At 40.2% G+C, this 23,324-nt stretch carries 28 protein-coding genes; 26 read left to right on the plus strand and 2 right to left on the minus strand.

Features of this window, described 5'->3' with window-relative positions:
• Positions 1–56: 56 nt before the first annotated feature.
• The 23 genes from MKY76_RS09420 to MKY76_RS09530 all read left to right on the plus strand — a co-directional run bounded on the left by MKY76_RS09420 (position 57) and on the right by MKY76_RS09530 (position 19,068).
• Positions 57–1,826 carry a glycerophosphodiester phosphodiesterase gene (locus MKY76_RS09420; protein WP_313871965.1) on the plus strand — a complete coding sequence of 590 codons (1,770 nt, stop codon included), beginning with the start codon at positions 57–59 and terminating at the stop codon, positions 1,824–1,826.
• A 216-nt stretch (positions 1,827–2,042) separates the two neighbouring features.
• Entirely contained in the window at positions 2,043–2,993 is a 951-nt protein-coding gene (locus tag MKY76_RS09425; protein ID WP_342557707.1) for a stalk domain-containing protein, read from the plus strand.
• 318 nt (positions 2,994–3,311) lie between these two features.
• Positions 3,312–4,103 carry a DeoR/GlpR family DNA-binding transcription regulator gene (locus tag MKY76_RS09430; RefSeq protein WP_004229022.1) on the plus strand — a complete coding sequence of 264 codons (792 nt, stop codon included), beginning with the start codon at positions 3,312–3,314 and terminating at the stop codon, positions 4,101–4,103.
• A 13-nt stretch (positions 4,104–4,116) separates the two neighbouring features.
• Positions 4,117–5,382, plus strand: a complete 1,266-nt coding sequence (locus tag MKY76_RS09435; protein ID WP_004229019.1) for an aminotransferase class III-fold pyridoxal phosphate-dependent enzyme — start codon at positions 4,117–4,119, stop codon at positions 5,380–5,382.
• Between the two features lie 43 nt (positions 5,383–5,425).
• Positions 5,426–6,445, plus strand: coding sequence for a phosphotransferase (locus tag MKY76_RS09440; protein WP_269898676.1), 1,020 nt, complete (start codon positions 5,426–5,428; stop codon positions 6,443–6,445).
• 25 nt (positions 6,446–6,470) lie between these two features.
• Positions 6,471–7,877 carry an ethanolamine permease gene (gene eat, locus MKY76_RS09445; protein WP_048390427.1) on the plus strand — a complete coding sequence of 469 codons (1,407 nt, stop codon included), beginning with the start codon at positions 6,471–6,473 and terminating at the stop codon, positions 7,875–7,877.
• Positions 7,878–7,897: 20 nt separating this feature from the next.
• Positions 7,898–8,641, plus strand: a complete 744-nt coding sequence (locus tag MKY76_RS09450) for an HAD-IA family hydrolase (RefSeq protein WP_342557708.1) — start codon at positions 7,898–7,900, stop codon at positions 8,639–8,641.
• A 4-nt stretch (positions 8,642–8,645) separates the two neighbouring features.
• Positions 8,646–8,936, plus strand: coding sequence for a hypothetical protein (locus tag MKY76_RS09455; protein ID WP_004229009.1), 291 nt, complete (start codon positions 8,646–8,648; stop codon positions 8,934–8,936).
• Positions 8,937–8,951: 15 nt separating this feature from the next.
• Positions 8,952–10,433: an aldehyde dehydrogenase family protein gene (locus MKY76_RS09460; protein WP_342557709.1), complete on the plus strand. Its 1,482-nt coding sequence runs from the start codon at positions 8,952–8,954 to the stop codon at positions 10,431–10,433.
• A gap of 14 nt (positions 10,434–10,447) precedes the next feature.
• Positions 10,448–10,729, plus strand: a complete 282-nt coding sequence (locus tag MKY76_RS09465; protein ID WP_004229005.1) for a BMC domain-containing protein — start codon at positions 10,448–10,450, stop codon at positions 10,727–10,729.
• A gap of 16 nt (positions 10,730–10,745) precedes the next feature.
• The gene (pduL, locus tag MKY76_RS09470; RefSeq protein ID WP_342557710.1) at positions 10,746–11,360 is read left to right on the plus strand and encodes a phosphate propanoyltransferase; all 615 of its coding nucleotides are present in this window, start codon (positions 10,746–10,748) and stop codon (positions 11,358–11,360) included.
• Positions 11,361–11,365: 5 nt separating this feature from the next.
• Positions 11,366–11,986 carry a hypothetical protein gene (locus MKY76_RS09475; RefSeq protein WP_257961260.1) on the plus strand — a complete coding sequence of 207 codons (621 nt, stop codon included), beginning with the start codon at positions 11,366–11,368 and terminating at the stop codon, positions 11,984–11,986.
• A gap of 15 nt (positions 11,987–12,001) precedes the next feature.
• Positions 12,002–12,289: a BMC domain-containing protein gene (locus MKY76_RS09480; RefSeq protein ID WP_112117869.1), complete on the plus strand. Its 288-nt coding sequence runs from the start codon at positions 12,002–12,004 to the stop codon at positions 12,287–12,289.
• A 30-nt stretch (positions 12,290–12,319) separates the two neighbouring features.
• Positions 12,320–13,090, plus strand: a complete 771-nt coding sequence (fabG, locus tag MKY76_RS09485; RefSeq protein ID WP_016995121.1) for a 3-oxoacyl-ACP reductase FabG — start codon at positions 12,320–12,322, stop codon at positions 13,088–13,090.
• A gap of 18 nt (positions 13,091–13,108) precedes the next feature.
• Positions 13,109–13,384 (plus strand): BMC domain-containing protein, encoded by a 276-nt coding sequence (locus tag MKY76_RS09490; RefSeq protein ID WP_048390439.1) that lies wholly within the window; start codon positions 13,109–13,111, stop codon positions 13,382–13,384.
• A 16-nt stretch (positions 13,385–13,400) separates the two neighbouring features.
• Positions 13,401–14,243 (plus strand): phosphate propanoyltransferase, encoded by an 843-nt coding sequence (locus MKY76_RS09495; protein ID WP_066037475.1) that lies wholly within the window; start codon positions 13,401–13,403, stop codon positions 14,241–14,243.
• Positions 14,244–14,249: 6 nt separating this feature from the next.
• Positions 14,250–14,519, plus strand: a complete 270-nt coding sequence (locus tag MKY76_RS09500) for a EutN/CcmL family microcompartment protein (protein WP_016995124.1) — start codon at positions 14,250–14,252, stop codon at positions 14,517–14,519.
• A complete protein-coding gene (locus MKY76_RS09505; RefSeq protein ID WP_112117870.1) occupies positions 14,509–14,901 on the plus strand; it encodes a BMC domain-containing protein in 393 nt (130 codons plus the stop codon). The genes MKY76_RS09500 and MKY76_RS09505 overlap by 11 nt, the downstream gene beginning before the upstream one ends.
• 34 nt (positions 14,902–14,935) lie before the next feature.
• Complete coding sequence (mdh, locus tag MKY76_RS09510) at positions 14,936–15,874, plus strand: malate dehydrogenase (protein WP_342557711.1); 939 nt, start codon at positions 14,936–14,938, stop codon at positions 15,872–15,874.
• 171 nt (positions 15,875–16,045) lie between these two features.
• On the plus strand, positions 16,046–16,579 hold the full coding sequence (locus MKY76_RS09515) for a cysteine hydrolase family protein (protein WP_342557712.1): 534 nt from the start codon (positions 16,046–16,048) through the stop codon (positions 16,577–16,579).
• Positions 16,569–17,114: a GNAT family N-acetyltransferase gene (locus MKY76_RS09520; protein WP_115674000.1), complete on the plus strand. Its 546-nt coding sequence runs from the start codon at positions 16,569–16,571 to the stop codon at positions 17,112–17,114. Before MKY76_RS09515 ends, MKY76_RS09520 begins: the two co-directional genes overlap by 11 nt.
• A 25-nt stretch (positions 17,115–17,139) precedes the next feature.
• The gene (locus MKY76_RS09525; RefSeq protein ID WP_048390452.1) at positions 17,140–18,009 is read left to right on the plus strand and encodes a DMT family transporter; all 870 of its coding nucleotides are present in this window, start codon (positions 17,140–17,142) and stop codon (positions 18,007–18,009) included.
• A 636-nt stretch (positions 18,010–18,645) separates the two neighbouring features.
• Positions 18,646–19,068: a hypothetical protein gene (locus tag MKY76_RS09530; protein WP_131519882.1), complete on the plus strand. Its 423-nt coding sequence runs from the start codon at positions 18,646–18,648 to the stop codon at positions 19,066–19,068.
• Positions 19,069–19,103: 35 nt separating this feature from the next.
• Here MKY76_RS09530 and MKY76_RS09535 read toward each other — a convergent pair whose 3' ends face one another.
• On the minus strand, positions 19,104–20,177 hold the full coding sequence (locus MKY76_RS09535; protein WP_054550935.1) for a hypothetical protein: 1,074 nt from the start codon (positions 20,175–20,177) through the stop codon (positions 19,104–19,106).
• Positions 20,170–20,724 (minus strand): sigma-70 family RNA polymerase sigma factor, encoded by a 555-nt coding sequence (locus MKY76_RS09540; protein WP_054550936.1) that lies wholly within the window; start codon positions 20,722–20,724, stop codon positions 20,170–20,172. Before MKY76_RS09540 ends, MKY76_RS09535 begins: the two co-directional genes overlap by 8 nt.
• Before the next feature lie 163 nt (positions 20,725–20,887).
• Between MKY76_RS09540 and MKY76_RS09545 the strand changes: the two genes are divergently transcribed.
• The 3 genes from MKY76_RS09545 to MKY76_RS09555 all read left to right on the plus strand — a co-directional run bounded on the left by MKY76_RS09545 (position 20,888) and on the right by MKY76_RS09555 (position 23,251).
• Complete coding sequence (locus tag MKY76_RS09545; protein WP_048390456.1) at positions 20,888–21,445, plus strand: GNAT family protein; 558 nt, start codon at positions 20,888–20,890, stop codon at positions 21,443–21,445.
• A 176-nt stretch (positions 21,446–21,621) separates the two neighbouring features.
• Positions 21,622–22,221 (plus strand): hypothetical protein, encoded by a 600-nt coding sequence (locus MKY76_RS09550; protein WP_342557713.1) that lies wholly within the window; start codon positions 21,622–21,624, stop codon positions 22,219–22,221.
• 46 nt (positions 22,222–22,267) lie between these two features.
• Positions 22,268–23,251 carry a hypothetical protein gene (locus MKY76_RS09555; protein WP_342557714.1) on the plus strand — a complete coding sequence of 328 codons (984 nt, stop codon included), beginning with the start codon at positions 22,268–22,270 and terminating at the stop codon, positions 23,249–23,251.
• The last annotated feature ends 73 nt before the right edge of the window (positions 23,252–23,324 follow it).

The following is a 23,324-nucleotide window of genomic DNA, read 5'->3' on the forward strand; positions in this document are numbered from 1 at the left end:
CAGTCAAAACATACGTTAGTAGTGAGCGATTTTAACAGCATGATAGGGGTGAGTATGTGCACAAGGCAGGACAAGTAATGCGACAGGCTGTCCATAATATTTATGTTTATCGATTCGATTATGTACAGGTTTTCGCATTAATTAGAATCTTTCAGTTTTTATTAATGATCCCTGTAACCTCTATCGTTTTGAAGCTCATGCTACGAGTAACAGGGTTTACACATATTACTGAGCAAAATTGGCAAAGCTTTTTGACGCATCCCTTTGTGATGATAATGATTTGTCTATTAATTTTGCTGTTTTTATTATTTGTATATTATGAGATGGGCTTTCTATTTCTCATGGCCTTTCATCAGCAACGAGGACTTCGCTACCGATTTCTTCCTTTATGGCAACAATTAAATCGCAAGGTTGTCTATTTTTTTAGTGTGCAAGTTCTATTTCTCATCGTCTATTTAGCACTATTAATGCCACTAGCTTCCTTTATGCTACCCCTTACTTTGACTCAATCCATCTCCCTACCACATTTTCTAACTGAAGAAATCATGAGTAGTCGAGCGGGTAGGCTAGCATATGCTGCGGTGGCAAGCATCATCGTGATGATAGGTATTCGAAGTATCTTAACGTTACCTATCTTTACAATCCAGCCGAACATCTCTATTTTGCGTTCTTTTAAGCAAAGCTGGCGATTTTCCAAGCGTGGTTTATTTGAACTAGTCGTGCTACTAGCTATGCTTTTAACAGGTCATCTGTTGATGATGCTTGGTATCACAGTGGTCGCTACGTTTCCGCTCTATTTAATTGAACGTTTAATGCCAAGTGCAGCCTTGGTTACGGCTGGGCTGACACTAGCCTTTTTAGAAATGGTCTTTGTGGTGCTATTTAGTTTATTACAGGCGATGTTTTCACAAGTTATGGTCGCCATTACGTATAATACGCTAGTTATAGGCAAAGTGAGCGGGACTACACATCGGAAGCGGCGCTATAAGCCATTACTATTGATCAGTGGCATTGTGTTTCTCGTATTAAGTATGATGAATATCAATTCATTAGAGAAAAGTGTCTATGCGCCAGATACCAAAATTATTGCCCACCGCGGCTATGTAGCAGGCAATGTAGAAAATACAATTAGTGGATTGGTGAGTGCAGCCAATGCGGGGGCAGATTTAATTGAAATCGACATTCAACAAACGGTGGATGGGGAATTCGTCGTCTTCCATGATCGAACATTACGAAGGTTAGCAGGTAAAAATGGTGTTATTGCGAATATGACCCTGAGCGAACTAAAAACGTTAACCATTCATCAAAATGGCTTTAGCGATAAAATTGCTTCATTAGATGATTGTATTGAAATTGCCAAAGCGTTAGATGTGGCGCTTCTAATCGAATTAAAGGTGCATGGTCAAGAAACAGAAGATGTTTTACCTAAATTAGTAGAGAAGCTACGAAAATACAAGGTGCTAGATTCCTATTATGTGCAATCCGCTGATGGACAGAAAATGACGCAATTAAAAAAATTGGTGCCGAATTTGCGAGTCGGTATTGTCTATGCACTCAATATTGGACCGATGGAGGAAAATGTTGATTTTATCGCACTGGAGGAATCCTGGGTAACGGAGCAGCTTATAGAAGAATTGAAGCAACATCCGACCGATTTATTTGTTTGGACACTCAATGACGACCGCTCCCTGCAAACTTTTATCGAAAAAAATGTCAGCGGCGTCATCACTGACCACCCCGACGTCGCCCGTGAGCTAAGAACCCAGCAAAGCGAAAACCAGTATTTCTTACAGCGCATCCTGAATCGTCTGAGATTTATCTTTTGATCGGGGGAGAATAAAATTGCGAAGAAGCGAATATCCGCGAAAGCAAAGCACCGCCATCTAGTAAATCGAATATTCAAGAGAAGTCGCTCGCAAATCGCTATCGCTCAAAATGAGGAAGCAAAGCTCTAGCCATAAAAATGGAGACAGTTTGTAACCTTTTTCGTGTGAACACGACTACTTTATTGAATTCGGGAAAATGAAGGAGATGCTTTTTGTATGAAAATGACGAAAGTCGTACCATTTGCTATGTCAGCATTATTATTAGGGGGCGCGATTGGAGCTCCAACTGCATCAGCGAACGAAGGAGAGGCTACTGTGATTAACGCAGAAACTTCAAAGCAACAAGTGCAGCCTATTTTTATTAAAGTGACAGGTACAGTTGAAAACGTAGAAGTACGTGAAAATGCCACATACTATACAGTGGTTGATGGTGACAATACAAATATTGTGATTGCCAATAAAGACTCATTAGTTTTTGACAATATGGGAAAAGAAGTCAAGCTTCAAAAAGGAGATAAGGTGTCAGCTTACTCATATGCCAAGAAGCCGATGCTTGCGATTTATCCACCACAATACAACCCAGAAGTAATCATTGTAGAAACAGAAGAAATGGGTAGCGTGGAAGTGGATTTCTTCAATAAAGATTTAGTGGATACTGAAAATAACCTCAAGTTAAATGTTGGGGAAGACACGAAGCTAGCAAGTGCTACTGGCAAAGCTGTGAAAGTGGACGATTTAAAAGAGCAGCATTTAGTGGTGTTCTACACAATCGCAACGATGAGCATCCCTGCTCAAACACCGCCATCAAAAGTGATAGTATTAGATACAATTGAGAAGGAAGAGCCTGTTGAAGTGGATCCAACACCAGAACCAGCTCCAGCTCCAGTTGATTCAGCGGTTCAAGAAATTATCAATAAAGACTTTTACGAAGTAGATGGGACAAAAATGGTGCCGCTACGCTTAATCGCTGAAAAGCTAGGCTTTAAAGTAGAAGTAACGCCAAAAGGTGCCATTGTTTCAAAAGGAGCCCTTTCGTATACAATTACGCGAGGTCAAAAAGAATATGGTTATAATAAAGCGCTTCGCCAATTTAAAGTAGCCCCTGCTTTATTAGAATCTGGCAAAACATACGTACCTGTTGAATTTGTAGAGGAATTAACAAAATAATCTCGTCATCTCCCTTTATGGTTTCTACCATGAAGGGGGATTTTTTATGGGAAAAAATAGTTGTAGAAAAATATTTTAAAAAAGGTTTTAGAGAGCAGTTGGAGACAACTGAAATTGGTTTTTTGTGGAGTTTTCATTTTACGCTTAAGAGAAATAAGTGGCTTTAGAGAGAAAAAATCATACAGAAAATAAGATTCAGAGTATTGACAATTGTTAAACTATTATTTAAAATTCAAAACAAATCCACATAAATACAGAAAAAAAGTGTTGGATTTGTGGATTTTGTTGGATTTAACTTTGTGTTTGGAGTGATGATGTATGTCTCTTTCGTTTGAGGAACGTAAAAAAGTGATTTTAGATATTTTAGATTTAGAAGGAAAAGTGAAGGTAAGTGATGCAGAGCAGCTATTAAATGTATCAGGCGAGACTATACGTAGAGATATGGATCGATTGGAGAAGGAAGGGCTTCTACACAAAGTCTATGGGGGGGCTGTGAAGGCAAAGGAAAAGTATGAGAGGACCTTTGAACAGAAAACGTCACTTAACAATATAGAGAAGAGAAGGATTTGTAAGGCTGCTGCAAGTATTGTGGAAGACGGTGATGTTATTTTTATCGGTCATGGTACAACAGCCTATGAAATCGTTCGTTATTTAGGTGATAAGCCCAACGTCATTGTCGTCACAAATTCACTCCCAGTTCTATCATTAGCCGCAGAATGCTTTCAAGGGAAGGTGCTCTTTGCGGGAGGAGAATATGAACATCGACAAAAATTTATGGGAGGTCCATTAGCTGATTTATTTTTTAATCAACTAAAGGCAAATAAAGCCTTTGTTGCTGCAGGCGGAATTTCGTTAGCAGATGGTATTACCGACTATGATATTACGGGCGCAGCGATTTCAAAGAAATTAATAGAGCGGGCAGAAAATACGATTATTTTAGCAGACCATACGAAATTTGGTGTCTCTACATTTGCGCATATTTGTCATTTAGAGGACGTTTCGATGGTGATTACAGATCAAAAGAGCTCCACACAATGGCAGGAACGATTACAGCAGAAAAAAGTGGAATTATTCATTGCAGGTGAAATGTTGGATGACGTCAATGTATAGGAAGGTGGAAACTATGGACTATTTTGCAAATAAACAGGCAACCTTACAAAAATCAATTGACTGGTGGAATCCAGGAAAAACGAAACAGTGGCAAATCGATGGTGTCGATGTCGTTATCGGGAAACGAGAGGGCTATTATTTCTACGATGTGGATGGAAAAAAATTAATGAATGCGCATCTCAATGGCGGAACGTATAACCTTGGCCATCGTAATCCAGAAGTCATTGCTGCATTAGTGGAAGGAACCAATTATTTTGACATTGGCAATCATCATTTTCCATCTACTGCACGTGCACAGTTAGCTGAAAAATTAGCAGCCTGCACACCAGAAGGCTTAACATATTCTATTTTCTCTAGTGGTGGAAGTGAAGCAATTGATGTGGCTCTAAAGTGTGCACGTTATGCTACAAAACGTAAAAAAACGATTTCCATTAAAAATGGATATCATGGACACACAGGTCTTGCGGTTTCGCTTGGCAATGAACGCTATTCAAAACCATTTTTAAGTGAGGGCAGTCCCCATGAATTTGTGCACGTACCATTCAATGATCTTGCGGCAATGGAACGAGAGCTTGCTAGAGGGGATGTAGCTAGCGTAATTATCGAGACTATTCCTGCGACATATGGTTTCCCCTTGCCCACTGCTAATTACTTGGCTGATGTCAAATCACTTTGTGAACGATACGGGGCATTATATATTGCAGATGAGGTGCAAACGGGCTTAATGAGAACAGGTAAGCTGTGGGGAATTGAGCATTATGGGGTGAAACCGGATATTCTGGTGACAGCAAAGGGTCTAAGTGGCGGTATCTATCCAATTGCAGCTACAGTGGTCAATGAACGAGCAGGCGGCTGGATGGAAGAAGATGGACTAGCCCATATTTCTACATTTGGTGGAGCAGAACTAGGTTGTGTAGTGGCGATGAAAGTATTAGAAATCTCCCAACGTCCTGAAGTAGTAAAGAATGTAGAATATGTTGCTCGTTATTTACGAAGTGGTTTAGAGCGTATTCAACAACAATATCCTGATTTCTTTGTGGGCATTCGTCAGCTTGGCGTTGTTATGGGCCTAGAATTTAATCATCCTGAAGGGGCTAAATATGTGATGAGCTCCTTGTACAAACATGGTGTATGGGCCATTTATTCAATGCTGGATACACGTGTGTTGCAATTTAAGCCAGGGCTATTATGTGATAAAGCGTACTGTGATGAATTGCTTGAAAAATGTGAGGCGGGCATAAAAGAAGCAGCGCAGCTTGTAAAATTTGCACGCTATTAAAGGAAAGAAAGCTTGTCAATTTAGTAAACAGGGGGTTTTCTAGATGGGTCAAATGGATTTCATAGATTTAGAATTGGTCCTTTCCAACTTTCATCAAGCAGCAAATGATGCATTAAAGGAGTTTAGTTGTTTACTAGAAGCATCTTGTAAAATGATTGATTATTCCGAAAATGCGACGTATCTCGTAGAAGATGGGCAGGGCAAAAAATATATTCTGAGAATCAGCCGACCAAATTACCATAAAAAAGAGGAGATTGAAGCGGAGATTGCCTGGTTAAACTCGCTCCATGAGCAATCTCCTATTGATGTATCACTACCGATGCGAGCAGATGACGGTGACTACGTACATGCTCATTCGTATAATGACACGATATATTATAGCACATTATTTACATTTTTGGAGGGCAATGCTCCTGATGAGAATAATGAAGATGACTTAATTCAGCAATTTGAAACATTAGGCGAAATTACAGCCATGTTCCATAAACACACAATCGAGCAGCATGATTATTACCAAGCCTTTCAGCGCATGACATGGGACTATGACACGATTCTAGGTCAATCTCCAAAATGGGCGAGATGGCAGGATGGACTAGGAATGACCCCTGCACGAATCGCTTTATATGAGGAAGCATCACATATCATTCAAAAGAAGCTTGAGGCATTTGGGAAAGAGAAAACACGATTTGGTCTTATCCATGCGGATTTACGCTTAGCTAATTTACTCATCTATGGGGACGAAATTAAAGTGATTGATTTTGATGATTGTGGTTTTGGGTGGTTTTTATATGATTTAGCCACATCGGTGAGCTTTATTGAGCACATGCCGTATCTTGATGAGTTGATCGCTTCATGGCTTAAGGGCTACAGCAAAATTCGATTATTAACAGACGAAGAAAAAGAAATGATTCCAACTTTTATATTAATGAGAAGACTACAGCTTATTTCGTGGATTGGAAGTCGTGATAATGAGACAACGCGCTTACTTGGTGAAAATTACACGCTTCAGAGTGATGATTTAGTGAAAGCCTATGTAGAAAAGTATCAAGACTGTACCAACTAAATAACGATAAAAGGTGGCGAATAACATGTCTTCGAAAAAGGATGAAATCATCGTATTAAAGAAAGCCCTTACACCCATCCATTTATGGACAATTGGCGTCGGCATTGTGATTTCTGGTAACTACTTTGGCTGGAATTTTGGTTTAAGTCAATCTGGTTTTTTAGGAATGCTCATTGCCACATTATTTATGGCGATTATGTATTTAACGATGACCTTAGGTATTTCTGAATTATCGACGATGTTACCTTATGCAGGAGGACCTTACTCCTTTGCTCGACGGGCGATGGGGCGTTATATCGGTTTTATTACAGGAGTTGGTGTCGTGCTGCAATATGTCATTGCCGCACCAATTATCGCGATTGGTATTGGGGGCTATATCAGCTTTTTGTTTCCAGCCGTACCGACAGTGGTGGCAGCTGCCTTTATGTATGCTCTGTTCATGGGGGTTCATATTATTGGCATTAAAGAATATGCCACGATCGAAATGGTGCTTGTTTTTATCGCTTTAGGCTTACTAGTCTTAATGTATTTCGTTGGTTTACCGCAAATTAATGTGGGCCATTTATTCCCTGAGAATGGCGATCTTATACCAGGTGGATTTAAAGGCATCTGGTCAGCATTGCCCTATGCGATGTGGCTATTCCTAGCAATCGAGATGTTGCCTATGTTATCGGAGGAGACGAGAGATGTGCAGAAGGACATGCCGAAGGGGTTAATTTCAGGTATGGTGACCTTGCTGATTTTATCCATTTTGACAACAACTGTTGCCATTGGGCTAGCTGGCATCGATGTCATGACGGTTGCTGAAGATCCATTGCCAGCAGCGATTGCCGCTGTTTTTGGAAATACGTATTGGTTGGCGCAGATTTTAGCATCTGTTGGCTTAGTAGGACTAATTGCAAGCTTTTCGGGTGTGATTTTGGCTTACTCTCGTCAGGTCTATGCTTTATCACGTGCAGGCTATTTGCCAAGCATGTTATCGAAGATGCATAAAAAGCGTCAGACACCATATATGGCCATTATTTTGCCAGGCTTTATCGGGTTAGTGTTAGTCATTTTATTTAATCCAGATGATTTAATTTTAATTTCTACATTTGGGGCATTAGTATCGTATATTACGATGAATTTATCGGTGTTGATTTTGCGTAAAAAAGAACCTCATTTAGTACGTACCTTTAAGACACCGCTGTATCCATTTACGCCTATTGTCTCACTTGTGCTAGCCGTCATTGCTATCTTTGCGAGCTTCTTTGCGAATTTGACTTTTTTCATCGTTTGTTTGGCTGTTTTTGCTGTGGCAACGATCTATTATTGGGTGTGGGCAAGACATCATATTAACGAGGATGCACCAGAGGAACGCTTTGCGAAGGACGCTACAGTGCAGGTAGAGGTGCAAGCACCAGTATCGCCAATAGAGGCTATACGAGAATAAATAAAGGGATGGGTTTTCCTATGACAAAAGTGGAATGGGTCATTTTTGATAAGGATGGAACAATCATAGAAATGGATTCTTTATGGATTGCCTGGGCCAAAAATTTATATGCTAATTTAACTGAAAATTCAGACTTGAAGATCTATTTTTCCTTACAAACTTTATTAAGAAACATAGGGGTTAATGACAATGGAACAACGATTGACCCAACGAGTCCTCTAGCTATTGGAAGTATACAAGAAGCCGAGACGATCGTGGCGTTCTTACTCTATCAGCAGGGAATCCCATGGAGCAGAGGGGTAACACTTGCGAGAGCAGCTTCCAACTTAGCCACATCGCAGCAGGAAAATAGCAAGGTACAGGCATTACCAGGTATTCGTAATCTCTTAATAACCTTAAAAAATAAAGGGATGAAATTAGGGGTGATTACAGCTGATCAAACGGCACGAGCCAAATCACATTTACAACAGCTAGAGTTATTAGCTTTGTTTGATTTCGTTCTAGGAAGTGACCAAGCTACATCCAGTAAGCCCTTCCCAGACTTAGCATATGTGGCAAAGGAACAATTTCAAGTATCGCTTGAGAAAGCCGTGATGATTGGCGATTCGAATGCAGATATGCTCTTTGCTAAAAATGCTGGCATGTGCTTTTCAATTGGCATCATTCCTAGTGCCACATACCCAAAGGATTATTTACCTGATGCAACCGTAATTATTGAAGCGTATGACGAATCTGTTCTCACCATGCTAATCGAAAAGGAGTGAGCATATGGACAATCAGCTAATTGCCAAGATTACTGAATTGGTATTGGAAAAACTAACGCAAGGCTCTCAGCCTGAACAAGCTTCTAAAACGTTATCAAATGAGGAATTACAGGAATGGCAATCATTTCGATTAATAAAAGAAAACCAACATCAGACGCAGCAAACAACTGCCCCTGCATATGTAGCATTATCTACGCATGAATTACAGCATTGGCAAAGTCTGCACCAGCAATCATCAGGCACTGTCTCTGTAGCTAATTCGAGCGACTTAATTGCCCTAAAAAAATTTACATGACGGGAGGTTCGTCATATGGTGAGAGACCAAGATTTGGTTTCGATACAAGAGGCAAGAGACGGAATAGCAGCCGCTTCGATTGCGCAAAAAATGTATGCCAGCTTTACGCAAGAGCAGGTCGATCGAATTGTAGAGGCCATTGCCCAAGCTGCTTATAAACAGGCAGAAAATCTTGCTGTATTAGCTGTTACGGAAACAAAGATGGGCATTATTGAACATAAAAAAATAAAAAATGAGTTGGCTTCTCAAGGTGTCTATGAAGCCATTCGGCATGAAAAGACAATCGGCATTATACATGAGGATATGGTAGCAAGGCAGGTGGAAATTGCTTATCCATTCGGTGTTATTGCGGCAGTTACACCTGTTACAAACCCGACTGCTACAGCCATTTTTAAAACGCTAATTGCCCTAAAGGCGCAAAATGCCATTGTCTTTAGTCCTCATCCAACAGCAGTCAACTGCACTATCGAGGCATTGAAAATTTGTCAGCAGGCAGCCGTTCATGCAGGAGCACCAGAGGGACTTATTCAATGGATTAGCCATCCAACAATAAAAGGAACAGAGGAACTTATGCATCATCGTGATGTACAGCTAATTTTAGCAACTGGTGGAGCAGGGCTTGTCAAAGCTGCCTATAGCTCAGGGAAACCAGCCTATGGTGTTGGCCCTGGGAATGTTCCTGTCTATATTGATCGCACAGCAAATGTGAACGAGGCAATGAAGCAAATTATCGATAGTAAATCATTTGATAATAGTACGATCTGTGCCACAGAACAAGCTATTGTCGTACATCAGGAGGTCAAAGCACAGGTGATGGCTGCTTTAGCAGAAAATGGGGCCATCCTTCTAAGTGGGCAGGACAAGGAAAAATTAGCAAAGGTGATTTCACCAGTAGCTCGTACATTAAATAGCCAAATTGTCGGGAAGCCAGCAACCGTAATAGCCCAAATGGCTAATATTGATGTCCCTCGACATACACGCGTATTAGTCGCGGAGGAACATCAGATTGGGAAGGAGTATCCATTTTCCATGGAGAAGCTTTCTCCCATCCTAGGTCTTTATACGGCTCGTTCTCAGGAAGAAGCCGTAAAGATTTGCCGTCGCTTGCTTGACGTTGGAGGGAGAGGACATAGCCTGGCTATTCATGCACAAGACGAACATTTTGTTAAGCAGTTTGCCGCTCAAATGCCCGTGTCCAGAATATTAGTCAATACTTTAGCATCTGTTGGGGCTGCAGGCGGTACGACAAGTTTAACGCCTTCCTTTACATTGGGCTGTGGGGCCTATGGGGGAAATATTACGAGTGATAATATTTCTGCACATCATTTATTAAATAAAAAAAGAGTGGCCTATGGTGTGAAGGCACTAACGATTCCACCCCCACGACATCCACAAAATATACAGGCTCCAGCGATGCAAGCAATTGAAGGGGTGTCTATTGACAGGTTGTCCATTGAAAAGATTGTAGAGGAAGTACTCACAAAGCTAAGTAATTAGAGGAGGAAAAGGAAATGAGCGTAGAGATAAATGGAGCTTTAGGCATGATTGAAACAAGAGGCTTAATCGGATCAATTGAGGCGGCAGATGCCATGGTAAAGGCAGCAAACGTCAATATTGTAGGGAAAGTACATGTTGGTGGCGGCATTGTGACGGTGCTGGTGACAGGTGATGTCGGGGCAGTCAAGGCAGCGACGGATGCAGGCTCTGAGGCCGCACGTCGGGTAGGTGAGCTATTATCGGTACATGTTATTCCACGCCCTCATTCAGAATTATACGCAATTTTACCTAAGTGAAAAGTGAGGGATTGTGATGACAAACAATCAAATACATGCCACTGAAGTTACAAATCAAAGTATCCCGATTGCGATTTCTGCCCGTCATTGTCATGTTAATGAGGAGGATTTCTATTATTTATTTGGTAGAGACGCAGCGTTACAGAAATGGAAGGAACTTTCCCAGCCAGGTCAATTTGCTTCACAGCATGTTCTAACGATTAAGGGACCCAAAGGCCAAATTGACAAGGTTCGGGTTTTAGGCCCATTTCGCACTGCAACCCAAGTCGAAATCAGTCAAACGGATGCCATCAAGCTTGGTGTAACACCACCGATTCGTATGTCAGGCGACTTAGAAAAATCTGAATCAATCACATTGATTGGACCTCATGGAACTCTCCATAAAACACAAGGATTGATTATTGCACAAGCACATATTCATATGGCTGTATCCAATGCTGCTGCCTTCAATGTCCAAGATAAGGAAATCGTGACGGTTGAAATCTGTGGGGATGGACGTCAGCTCCGATTAATGAATGTGGTTGTGCGTGTCTCCTCAGAATTCGTCCTTGAGATGCATGTAGATACAGATGAAGCGAATGCCGCCGCTCTTCAACAGCATTCAATTGGCAAGCTTATCAAAATGGAGTGACAGGTATGGATATAAAAGAATTACAGAGAATCATCGAAGAAGTAGTCATATCGATGATGGATAAAAAGCATAAAAGACTTTTGCTTGTCCATTCTCATACGACCATTTCTAAGAAACAGGTGGACGTATTACAAAGCTATTGCCATGTTGAGGAGTGGCAGGCAAATGAAACCACAAGTCCCACTCAGCTATTCTACGATGCTATTGTTTTTCTCGAAGTGGATCAAGCATTTATCGTCAGCAGTGCCCAAGGCTTGCCTACTACACCGGCAGCCTTGTACCTGTCTGAGTTGCTGGTTAGCAATCAAACAGCAATTTTAATTCCAAATGAAAAATTATCTGCTGTTGTCACAGCAAAGGAACCGAATCCTTACATGAAAATGTTGCTGCATCATATAGAGCGCTTAAAGGAGTTTGGCTGTGACATTCAGTTATTTGCACAGCTTATTCGATTTTTAAAGCAGCAAGAGGAACCGGCTCGTTCGACTATAGTGGCAAACTATTTGACAGCAGAGATGCTTCAATCGTACAAGGGGCAACGGCTGATACTACCTGCCCACACAAAACTTACAGCACTAGCACAAGAAATGATTCAGGAAAAAGGGATGACGATACAAAGATATTAGCAGGAGTGTTGTTACATGAAATCGATTGGTATTGTGGAGACAAGAGGACTTGCGATTTCAATACGAATCGCAGATGCTATGCTTAAAGCAGCGGATATTCGAATACTTCGACAAGAAACCATCGATTTGGCTCTAGTAACCATTGCCATTGAAGGGGACACAGCGGCCATTCAGGAAGCGATAGCCATTGGTACACAACTAGCTAAAGCAGCCAACCAATGGATTGCCTCTTCAACTATTTTAAGGCCAGATATCGCGGTGAATGGATTAGTAACAGAAATTGCGAAAAAGCCAAGTACTTAAAATGAATAAAAGGAAAGGTGGAGGAACGAGTTGAAGGTCGATTTAACGGGGAAGGTTGTCATAGTTACTGGTGGTAGTAAAGGAATTGGGAAGGGGATTGCTACCGTATTTGCTGAACAGGGTGCTCATGTGGTGATTGCAGCAAGAGGTATGGAAGCTGCCACAGATGTAGCAAATCAATTACAAGCGCAAGGATTCTCCGCTTCTGCTGCCACTGTTGATGTTGAAAACTATGAATCTGTTGAAAGCATGGCTACGGAGGTTGCTAGCTCTTTTGGTTCCATCGATATTTTATGTGCCAATGCTGGTATTTTTCCCTCGATGAAACTAGAGGACATGACGACGGACCATTGGGATCAGGTATTAAATGTCAATGCCAGAGGAACGATGTTTGCTGTCAAAGCTTGCGTGCCCCATTTAAAGAAAGCGAATGCTGGCAGGGTCATTATTACCTCGTCGATAACGGGTCCAGTGACTGGTTATGCTGGATGGACACATTATGCCGCAAGTAAGGCAGCTCAATTAGGGTTTATGCGGACTGCGGCTCTTGAATTAGCACCCTATCATATTACGGTCAATGCCGTGTTACCAGGAAATATCGCAACAGAAGGCTTAGATGGTCTTGGTGACACCTATCTACAGAAGATGGCGAAGGCAATTCCATTTGGCAGCCTTGGTCGTGTGGAGGATATAGCATATGCTGCATTGTTCCTTAGTAGTAAGGAGGCAGGCTTTATTACGGGTCAATCGATCATTATTGATGGTGGCCAAACATTACCTGAAGATGCAGAGGCATTTTAATAGAAGGAGGGATACGAAATGAATTTAGGCGCATTAGGAATGATTGAAACAAAGGGCTTAGTGGGCTCTATTGAAGCAGCTGATGCAATGGTCAAGGCTGCCAACGTGAATATTGTTGGTAAAGTCCATGTGGGTGGCGGTATTGTCACGGTGCTTGTTCGTGGGGATGTAGGGGCTGTGAAAGCCGCAACAGATGCAGGAGCAGCAGCTGCACAACGTGTTGGAGAGCTATTATCTGTACATGTGATTCCGCGACCACATGCAGAATTGGAAGCGATTTTAAAAATGCAATAATGAGTGAGGTGGCTATATGAATGAACAAGCAATAATAAAAATTGTTAATGATGTCATAGCCGAATTACTACCTAAAAAAGAAGCAGCTCCTACACCCAATGAAATTCCTATAGGTATCTCAGCAAGGCATATTCATTTACAACAAGAGCATGTCGAGCAGCTATTTGGCAAAGGTGCTACGCTGAGTGTAAAAAAAATGTTAGCTCAACCCGGTCAGTTTGCAGCACATGAAACGCTACAGGTGGTGGGACCAAAAGGAAGCATCCAAAATGTACGTGTATTAGGTCCAGCTCGCACCTTCACACAAATTGAAATTAGTCATACAGATGCCATTGCCCTAGGAATTCAACCACCTTTGCGTGAATCGGGAGAAATTGCTGGCTCAGCTAGCTGTATACTGGTAGGACCTAGAGGAAGTTTGATTTTACAAGAAGGGGTCATTATCGCACAAGCACATATTCATATGGCACCTGCTGATGCACAGCAGTTAGGGGTTCAGAACGGTCAATACGTCTCCGTTAAGGTGCAAGGGCGACGTCCCATTACCTTTGAGCAAGTGAAAATTCGTGTGGCTGATCACTATCATTTAGAAATGCATATTGATACAGATGAAGCAAACGCAGGCTTCATCCAACAGGGTGAAACGGGTACAATTATAACAGGCAAGATGGCAGGAGAGCCTTACAATAACTTCGTCAGTCCTCCAATTGAAATTAACCACAAGATTATAACGGCAAATGATGTAAGCCGTTATCAAGGTGAGACAGTGATAGTCCCCAAAGAGGCAAGGTTGACGGCACTGGCGAAGGAGGCCGTGGAAAAATTAGAAATTGAACTTCAGTTTCACGAAAAAGGATGAGGATGCATGCGGATAGGAACAGTGGTCGGAAATATCTGGGCAACACGTAAAGAGGAAGGGCTACAGGGATTGAAATTACTCATTATCCAGCCAATAAAGCTGGATGGTCAACTGAGTGATGAACAAATTGTTGCGGCAGATCGTATAGGTGCAGGTGTGGGAGATAACGTCATTTTAACAATGGGCAGTGCTGCTGTACGAAGTTTTTCTACGTCCAGTATTTGTCCAATTGATGCCATTGTTGTTGGCATTATAGATGGCACAGATGAATCGTGAGGTGAGCACAGTGACAGAAGCGATAGGAATGATCGAAACGTATGGCTTGATTGGCTCCATTGAAGCTGCGGACGCCATGCTAAAGGCAGCCAATGTCCAATTAGTGAAACAGGAGCTAGTAGACGGTGGTATCGTAACCATTATTGTCGAGGGAGATGTTGGTGCAGTACAGGCTGCGGTTGATGCTGGTAAAGCGGCAGCAACGCGAACGAGCAAGCTACTAAGCGCACATGTAATTCCACGAGCAGCCAATGAAGTATTCACAGCGATTATTGATGAAACACAGCCGATAAAAGCGACGGAGGCAGCAGCCAAAAAAACAAGCACTCGCCAGAAGCCTCAACAAACAAAACTTGTAGAGGATGAGCAGGCAGATAAGTAGTCGATGAATCTATGTTGTTAGGAGGGGGAGGCAGATGAGCTTTAGGCGACCCAAAATCGCCATCATTGGCGCTGGACATACAGGTGCAACCGTAGCGTTAATGGTCGCACAGAAACAGATCGGGGATATTGTGCTTATGGATTTACCAGACTTCGAAAATGCTGCGAAAGGGAAGGCATTAGATATTCTCCAAGCTGGACCAATAGAAAGATTTAACGTACAGGTGACGGCTACTTCAAAGTATCAGGAAATAGCTCATGCTGATATTGTGGTTATCACGGCAGGTATTGCAAGAAAGCCTGGCATGACACGGCAGGATTTAATTCATACAAATGCGGCAATCATCCGCACGGTAAGCGAACAAATCAAACGTTATGCGCCAACTAGCTATATTATCGTCTTAAGTAACCCTGTCGATGCCATGACCTATGTTTGTCTGGAAACAACGGGTTTTCCAAAAAATCGTGTCATGGGACAATCAGGTGTTTTAGATACAGCGCGCTTTAATACCTTTATCGCACAGGCTCTTCAGCTTGCTGTCGAGGATATATCGAGCTTCGTTTTGGGTGGACATGGCGATGAAATGGTGCCACTCGTTCGCTATACGTATGTCGGAGGAATACCATTAGAAAAATTAATGCCACAAGCACAGATTGAGCAATTAGTGGAGCGAACGCGAAAAGGTGGAGGCGAAATTGTCGCCCTACTTGGCAATGGCAGTGCTTACTATGCCCCAGCTGCCGCCATTGTCCAAATGATTGAAGCGATTGTGAAGGATCAACGGAAAGTAATGCCCATCATTACGTATTTACAGGGCGAATATCAAGTAGACAATGCCTGCATTGGTGTCCCTGTTGTTTTAGGGGGAGCTGGTATTGAAAGTGTAATTGAATTGCATTTAAACGAAGAGGAACAGCAAGCATTTAATCATTCGGTTCACCAAGTTTATCAAACATTAGCCTATATCAAATGATGCAAGCGCATGACACCATCTAATAGTGGCATGTATTAGATGGTACTGTACATAGTTGAGGCACCTTACGATGTTGTAAAGGTGCTTTTTGTTGTGCAAAATTTTCTTTTAATGGAAGATCGTTTTCTGTACAATTAAAAAAGTTACTACTGATGCACAAAGGAGGATACGATGAAACAAGCACTCATCATTATCGATATACAGGAGGCTTTCTTTCTAGATGGCCAGCAAAATCTTTGGAACAGTGAAGCTATTATCAAAAATATTAATGCCTCCATTACATGGGCACGGCGCAACGAAGTACCCGTTATTTTTATTCAGCATACAGACGTAGATGATGTGGATTTTGCATTAGGTCAACCAGGCTGGGAACTGTATCATGGATTACTTAGACAGGCGGAGGATCAAGTGATTCAAAAAACAACGTGGGACGCTTTCTATCAAACGGAGCTTGCAGCTTATTTACAAGCGCATCACATCGAGCAATTGATTTTCGCGGGTGCTCAAACAGAGTTTTGTCTTGATACAACAATCCGTAGTGCTTTTAGTCATGGCTACCATCATAATATTTTAATAGAAGATGCACATAGCACCTTAGATAGTAATGTACTGGCAGCACCACAAATTATTCAACATCACGAATCCATTTGGCATAATCGTTTTGTGCGGATTCAGTCAATTGGAGGATTCCAACATGCTGATTGATCAGAAAGAGCTCCAGATAAAAGAGCTATCCTATACAATTCGCTGTGCCCGACGCGAAGATGCCCAAGCCTTATCAGATTTACGCTTGCAATTAGACGGTGAAACGGAAAACTTCGATCGTGAACAGGGCGAGGCATTGATTGATCGAGCAGGCTTTGAGCAGCTTATTCAACAGGATAGCGAAAGCTCAAAAAATTTATGTTTAGTAGCGGTTGTCGGTGATCGGATCGTTGGGTTCTCAAGATGTGAGGGCTCTCCACTCAAAAGGCTTGCCCATAAAGTAACCTTTGGTGTTGGAGTCAGTAAAGAGTTTTGGGGCTATGGCATAGGAAAAGCCTTGCTGCAAGAATCCATTGATTGGGCAGATACCAATGGTGTTCGCAAAATAGCACTAGAAGTGTTAGAAACCAATGAGAAAGCGATACAGCTCTATAAAAAAATGGGCTTTTTAGTGGAAGGCATTCTGAAAAATGATAAATGTCTTGCAGATGGCAGGTTCTATCATACGATCATTATGGGAAGATGGCAGGAATAGCATCGGAGAAGGAATTTAAAACAGCATGACAAATTTTATGTATATCTTTTGTTTGATTGTCTGGGGTCTTAATTTTATTGCAGTCAAAATTCAAGGAACGCCAGTCAGTTTAGAATTATCTTTAACCTATCGTTTAGTCATGACAGCCCTTTTATTTTTCATCCTTGCTTGGTTCTTGAAGCCACAGGGTAAACCACAACAGGGCGACGTACCTTTTATCATCGTTTTTGGCGTTTGTAATTTTGCATTCAGCTATTTAGCGCTGTATTATGCGACGATATGGAGCTCGGCTGCTATTGTCACATTAATTTTTTCATTAAAAGTCATACTAACACCCATCGCGCTACGGATATTTCTCAAGGAGCCATTGCATCGTCGTGTTTTAATTGGCGGTATTTTAGGCGTCATCGGCGTGGGGGTGCTGATTTATCCATCTTTACATAATATGGAGTTAAAAGGAGTGTTAATTGCCTTCGTAGGGACTATCCTAACAGCCATTGGGGATGCAAGCTCTGCCAGAAATGCCAAGCATCAAATCAACCCGATTTATGCGAATGCCATTGGTTTTGCAGTGGGTAGTGCAGTCATGTGTGCCATTGTTTGGCTACAGGGACAAACAGTCGTAATACCCAAATCCTTTACCTACTTATCGGCGCTCTTGTATTTAACGCTTATTGCATCCTTTTTCGCATGGTTATTTTACTTAAAACTAGTCGAACGAATTGGAGGGGCAAAAAGTGGCTATATGGTTGCATTATTCCCCGTGATTGGTGGTATTGCGTCTGTTGTCATCGGCGAATCAACACTCAGTATTTATTTAATCTTAGGCTGTCTTTTTAGCTGCATTGGTGCTGCGATTGCCTTAGGCTTTAAAATTAAGCCTATTTTACGATGAACGAAAACCCCTTTCCCTTCATAAACTAGAGAAGAACGCTTGAAAAGGGTGAGGGACAAAATGTCATTCGTTCCATTGAATGCAATGGGTATCAGGAGAGAAAAAGATGAGGATCACTGGGACATTGATCGCTGGGAAAATGATGGTGGCAGAAGCCTAGAGGCGTAAGGGAGACAGAAATTTGTCTCCCTTTAAATATTTTTGAAACCTTTTGATCAATTGCTCGTATGATAAGTAGACAAGTTTTCGTTGTCAGCTATAAAAAAGGGAGAAATGATTTTTTTGAACCATTGAACAAAACGATTACTATTCATTATTTACGTGATTGTCATTGCGGATGCGTATTACACAACGCTCTATATTGAACCAAAAACACCGCCGCAACACCAAACCATCAAAGCAACAGCCATCACGGTAGACCAACTACGGTAGCAAGCCTCACAAAAGGAAGCGGACAACCCGTCGTTTGAAGCCTTTTTGCTTCAAGCAATTTCTTCAAAGCGTGGTCCAGGAATTGGTGATGCAAGAAAAATTCGTAGAAGCACGAACTCCAAAGCGTGTCTATTTACACTATCAACAGCTACGTTGCTGACACCCTGTACATTTACAGGGTTTTTTTAATAGGAGGAGCAAAATATGAGTATGGCAACCTATATAGGCTTCAATTTTCCAGTTGAAATACAGGATGACTATACAGAAAATGAAGTTGACATAAATTATTTTTTCTCAGTAAAAGAGAATCGCCAAATTGTACAGGCAAAGCATTTTACAACACCCTATGTATATGAAATCGAAACAAAGGGAGAGCCCATTTGGCAAATGCATAACGAAAATAAAGTGTATTCCCCCCATAACTATGAAAAAGCCAAAAGAACTTTTCACCATGTATGTGACTTTCTAAAAAAATTCCTTCCCAAAGGAGATTATTGCGAAATCTACATTTGCTGGATAGGAGAAGAAGGAGAGGAACATGAGAAAAAACTGGCACTGCTGTTAGACCAACTGTCAGTAGATGAGGTAGAAATAGTTGAGAAATGTTTGCTGATGTTGAGAAATTAAAATCTTCATAAAGTAAAAGATTGAAGCAATAAGCCTCAATCTTTTTTCTGTTTGCTAGGAAGCTGATAGCCCTCTAAGTCTGGAATAAATTCTTGTGGGTCAATAGATACATTCACTTCAAGCCTTTCTGGATGAACATAGCTTGTCAGCTCACCATTTTGGTCATATGTTTCACTTTTAACGAGAATCCCAGTATCTTTATCCACCCAAAAACGAAACGCTTCTGTCGTGCCTTTTAAATTTTCACTATTTGTCACCGTTTCATCCATTTTCCCAGCTAATACGATTGTATTATGACCTAACAACGCTTCATTTTGTTTTTCAATCTCCCAATGCTCCATATTTCTTAAATAACTAGCAGCTTTCTCATAAGCGAATAACGACATACTTGAACTTCCAAATGAAGGTCTTTCTCTCAATTTATTATATGAAATAGGCGGATATTTCAAGTCAATACTAAAAGCTTGCTCAGGAGTAACTACGTCTCGTTTTGATTTCTGTTTCGTTTCACTAACTGTATAAACTTTTTGTCCATAAAGTGCTGTATATTTTAACCAGCTCTTTCTGTTGTTATAAAAGTACTCCTGTGTATCGTTCTTGATTCCCGTCGTGTTATCATCTAAAGCGATTATTTTTTCATAGCCTCCAACTTCTTTTTTGGTACTTACTTTATAAGTAACACCCAATGTTCTAGTGGAACCGTCTTGAGAAATTTTATGTTCTTCAAATTTTCCAGCTGCTGAGTGAAAATAATCAATCGAATTTAATAATTTACTCACGACATCCTCTTTCGTCATATCCCCGTAAAATTCTTCTTGGATCGGGGGATGATAAAGAGTAGTTTCCATTATAGGTTCTTGTGAACGGTCTCCCTTATCAACTGGTTGTACTGTCAGCTCCGTGACCATAAAATAGCTAGCTCCTATAAGAAAAAAACCAATGACTGCTATAGGTAACAAATGATTGAAAATGGATTGGAATTGGGGCTGTTTCTTGTAATCTTTTCGAAGCCTCTGCCTTACTTTTTCTTTATGTTTCTCATTAAAATGAATGTCCTGGAATGCCGTGTCATCCAATGCCTTGCCTATATTTTTAAACATATCATTCATTTATCTTGCACCCTTCCATTGATTTTTTGAGCATAAGTCGAGCCCTATGAAGTCGAGACTTAATGGTTTGTAAACGCAAATCTAACAAATCAGCTATTTGGTTATAGGACAGCTCTTCATAATAATAGAAAATAATGAGTTCTCGGTATCTTATTGGTAGAGCAAGGATTTTTTCAGAAAGTAATCGTTTATCCTCCTGTCCGACTAATTCCAACTCAGGGGATTGACTAGTACTCTTAATTTTTGAGAAAAATTCTGTCAGAACAATATTTCTATAAGACCAGCTTTTTAATTTATCTTTACATAGATTGACAGTAATTCGATATAACCATGTTTTATAGGAAGATTCATTCCTGAAATTATCTAAATGCTCATAGCACTTTATAAACACTTCTTGCGCAATATCTTCCGAAAGCTGCTTGTGCTTCATATACGTAAAGGCAAGACGTGCTATGTCATCTCCGTATGCCTTCATCAACCATTCAAGCCTCTCCTCCTTACTACATTCACCGCTAACTTCTATTGATGTTCTCACATGTTCAAGCATCTTCCACACCCTTTCAATTATTAGACGGAGTTGGTGCCATTTGGTTGTAATCAATTTACTATAATAACGAGTGATTTGTAATAGCAGTAAAAGAGAGTATGAGAGATTTTTGTGTTATTATTCAATAGTAAAATGCTAATAAATGGTGAAAAAGGGGAGTAGTATGCATACACAATTCGAATTTACGGTTTTTCCTCAATTGGAAACAGAACGTTTTATTTTACGAAAAGGGATAATGGATGATGGCCAAGATATTTTGAGACTTTATTCTAATGAAAATGTAGTGAAGTACCTGCCATTACCATTGTTTGCTTCAGTTGAAGATGCTATTGATGAAATCAATTGGTATGAGAAAATTTTTAAAGAACAAAAAGGCTTAAGATGGGTAATCGAGGAAATTCAGACCAACAAGGTGATTGGCACATGTGGCTATTTGAATTATGAAAAAGAGCATAATCGTATAGAAATTGGCTATGATTTAAACCCTGACTATTGGGGGAAGGGTGTGATGCAAGAGGCTTTAAGTTCGATCATCCACTTTGCCTTTACATCCATGGGAATCAATAAAATCGAAGCAAAAATAGAGCCAGAAAACACAGCATCTATCAAACTATTGGAAAAATTAAACTTTTCTCAAGAGGGTCTTTTGAGGCAACATGAATTTGAAAAAGGGAAGTATGTGGATCTCGCTATCTTTTCCCTATTGAAAAGTGAATATTAGGAGGTTAGGAAAGTCGCTCTCATCATGAGGGTGGCTTTTAATTTTGCTATTACTGCGAGATACATAGAGAATCAGCCATGTTAAACGTAACTTTTAAATGGAAAATATTATAAAAATTAACTAGTGTAAGGTATTATTATAATAAATGGCTAACCTTCTAAAGAGGAGTGAGAGAGATGAAGCTCGTAAATGTTGTATTGACAGGACTATTGATAAGTGGATTGTTAATAGGTTGTACCGAGGAAGGAGAAACGAAAGGGGAACAGGTAAAAACAGAAGAAACAACAATCAAACACGTAGCAGCAGTAAACCCTTCGAAAATCTGGAGTGATGTATCAACCCCTGAAGGCTTCAATAACTATGAGATTGAACCAACGTTGGAAGCTTGGATTGCCTATCATGCCCAAGATATTAACAAAACAACAGACGTAGACGAATACTATCTAAGGGCAGATCGTCTCACGAAGGAAATGCTATATTTTAGGGTTCAAGGGGAAGACCTTCAAAAGGATTTTGAAAATTTAAATGTACTGCAAATTTTGATGGGACATCTGGATTATGTAATATCGGTTGAGAAACAGCAAGGTCTTGATACAGCTGAGTCCTATGAAGAATTAACTAAGTGTTTTACGTATTTCACTGAATTACTTCACGATCTCAACGTAATCATCAATAACGATGGCAAGGGTGAAACATATGGGCTCACACACCAATTAGACGGGAGCAAGGTGGACGAACTCGAAAAACTTCTTTATACAGAAGCCAGAAAGGAGTAAAAGCTCAAAGTGAAATATTTATTAGCTATATTGAAGGGGGATATTTTTGAATAATAAACAACTAATTCCTACAAATGAAATTAAAGAAGAGTTTGAGGCTATTTTATTAGAACATGCTAGTATTGCGCATTGTGAGATTAATTTAAAAAACGGCACGATCAAAAATATACAACGATTAGACACCCGCTATGACGAATTTGCTTTGGATATTATGAATAATGAATTTTGTTTTAGTCTAAAAGAAAAAAATAACATAAACTTTTATAGAATTAATCTTGAAACATTTAATCAAATACATGCTATCACATTAAATTTAAATAATTATTTTTCTTCTGAAGAAATTAAGGATGAAAGCTATTATTCCAAGTTAATTTATCTTAATCCTCAATATTTATTGTATTTTATTACGAAAAGAGAAATTAACTATGGACATCCCTTTTATCAATGTATTTTTTTAGTAAACACTTCAACAGGAGAGATAAAACGATTAAATCCATTACTTCCAAACGGAGATAATTTACTTAGATTAGATATTTCCAAAAACATCTATCTAAGCAATCATAATCACTTATTACTATTAAAAACCGGGAGAATAAGACCCTTTGAGAAACAAGCAATGTATAATGGAGTAGATATTGAAAATCCTTATCATGACCACCTAGAATCGATTTACTTAATGGAGATTTCATCTTTAACTAACCAACAGAATTTTAATAATGCGACATTACTATCTTTATTAAATTATTCAGGTGCCTCTGAAAACTTACGATATGAGAACAATGTTCTTTCATACGTAGTATCTGATTTTACGAACAACACTAAAGAGTTAATAAAATATGATTTGCTAGACGGGGATGTTTCAAAATTTCAAGATGACCAATTAATACGAGATTATTTAAATTATGATTTTGAAATATTACCAAACTACTATCATTATATCTCTAAATTATCTAAGCAAGATAAAGCTGATACGTTTAGTCTAATTGACGATGAATTGTCGTTTAATGTAAAGCTGGATAAAATAAGCTGAGAGAATTTTAACTAGTTATAAGCATCTGTAATGGAGTATGGATTACATAGGAGGCAGAATAAACCACTCTCCG

Source organism: Lysinibacillus sp. FSL P4-0201 (genome assembly GCF_038593425.1).
Taxonomy (GTDB): domain Bacteria; phylum Bacillota; class Bacilli; order Bacillales_A; family Planococcaceae; genus Lysinibacillus; species Lysinibacillus capsici.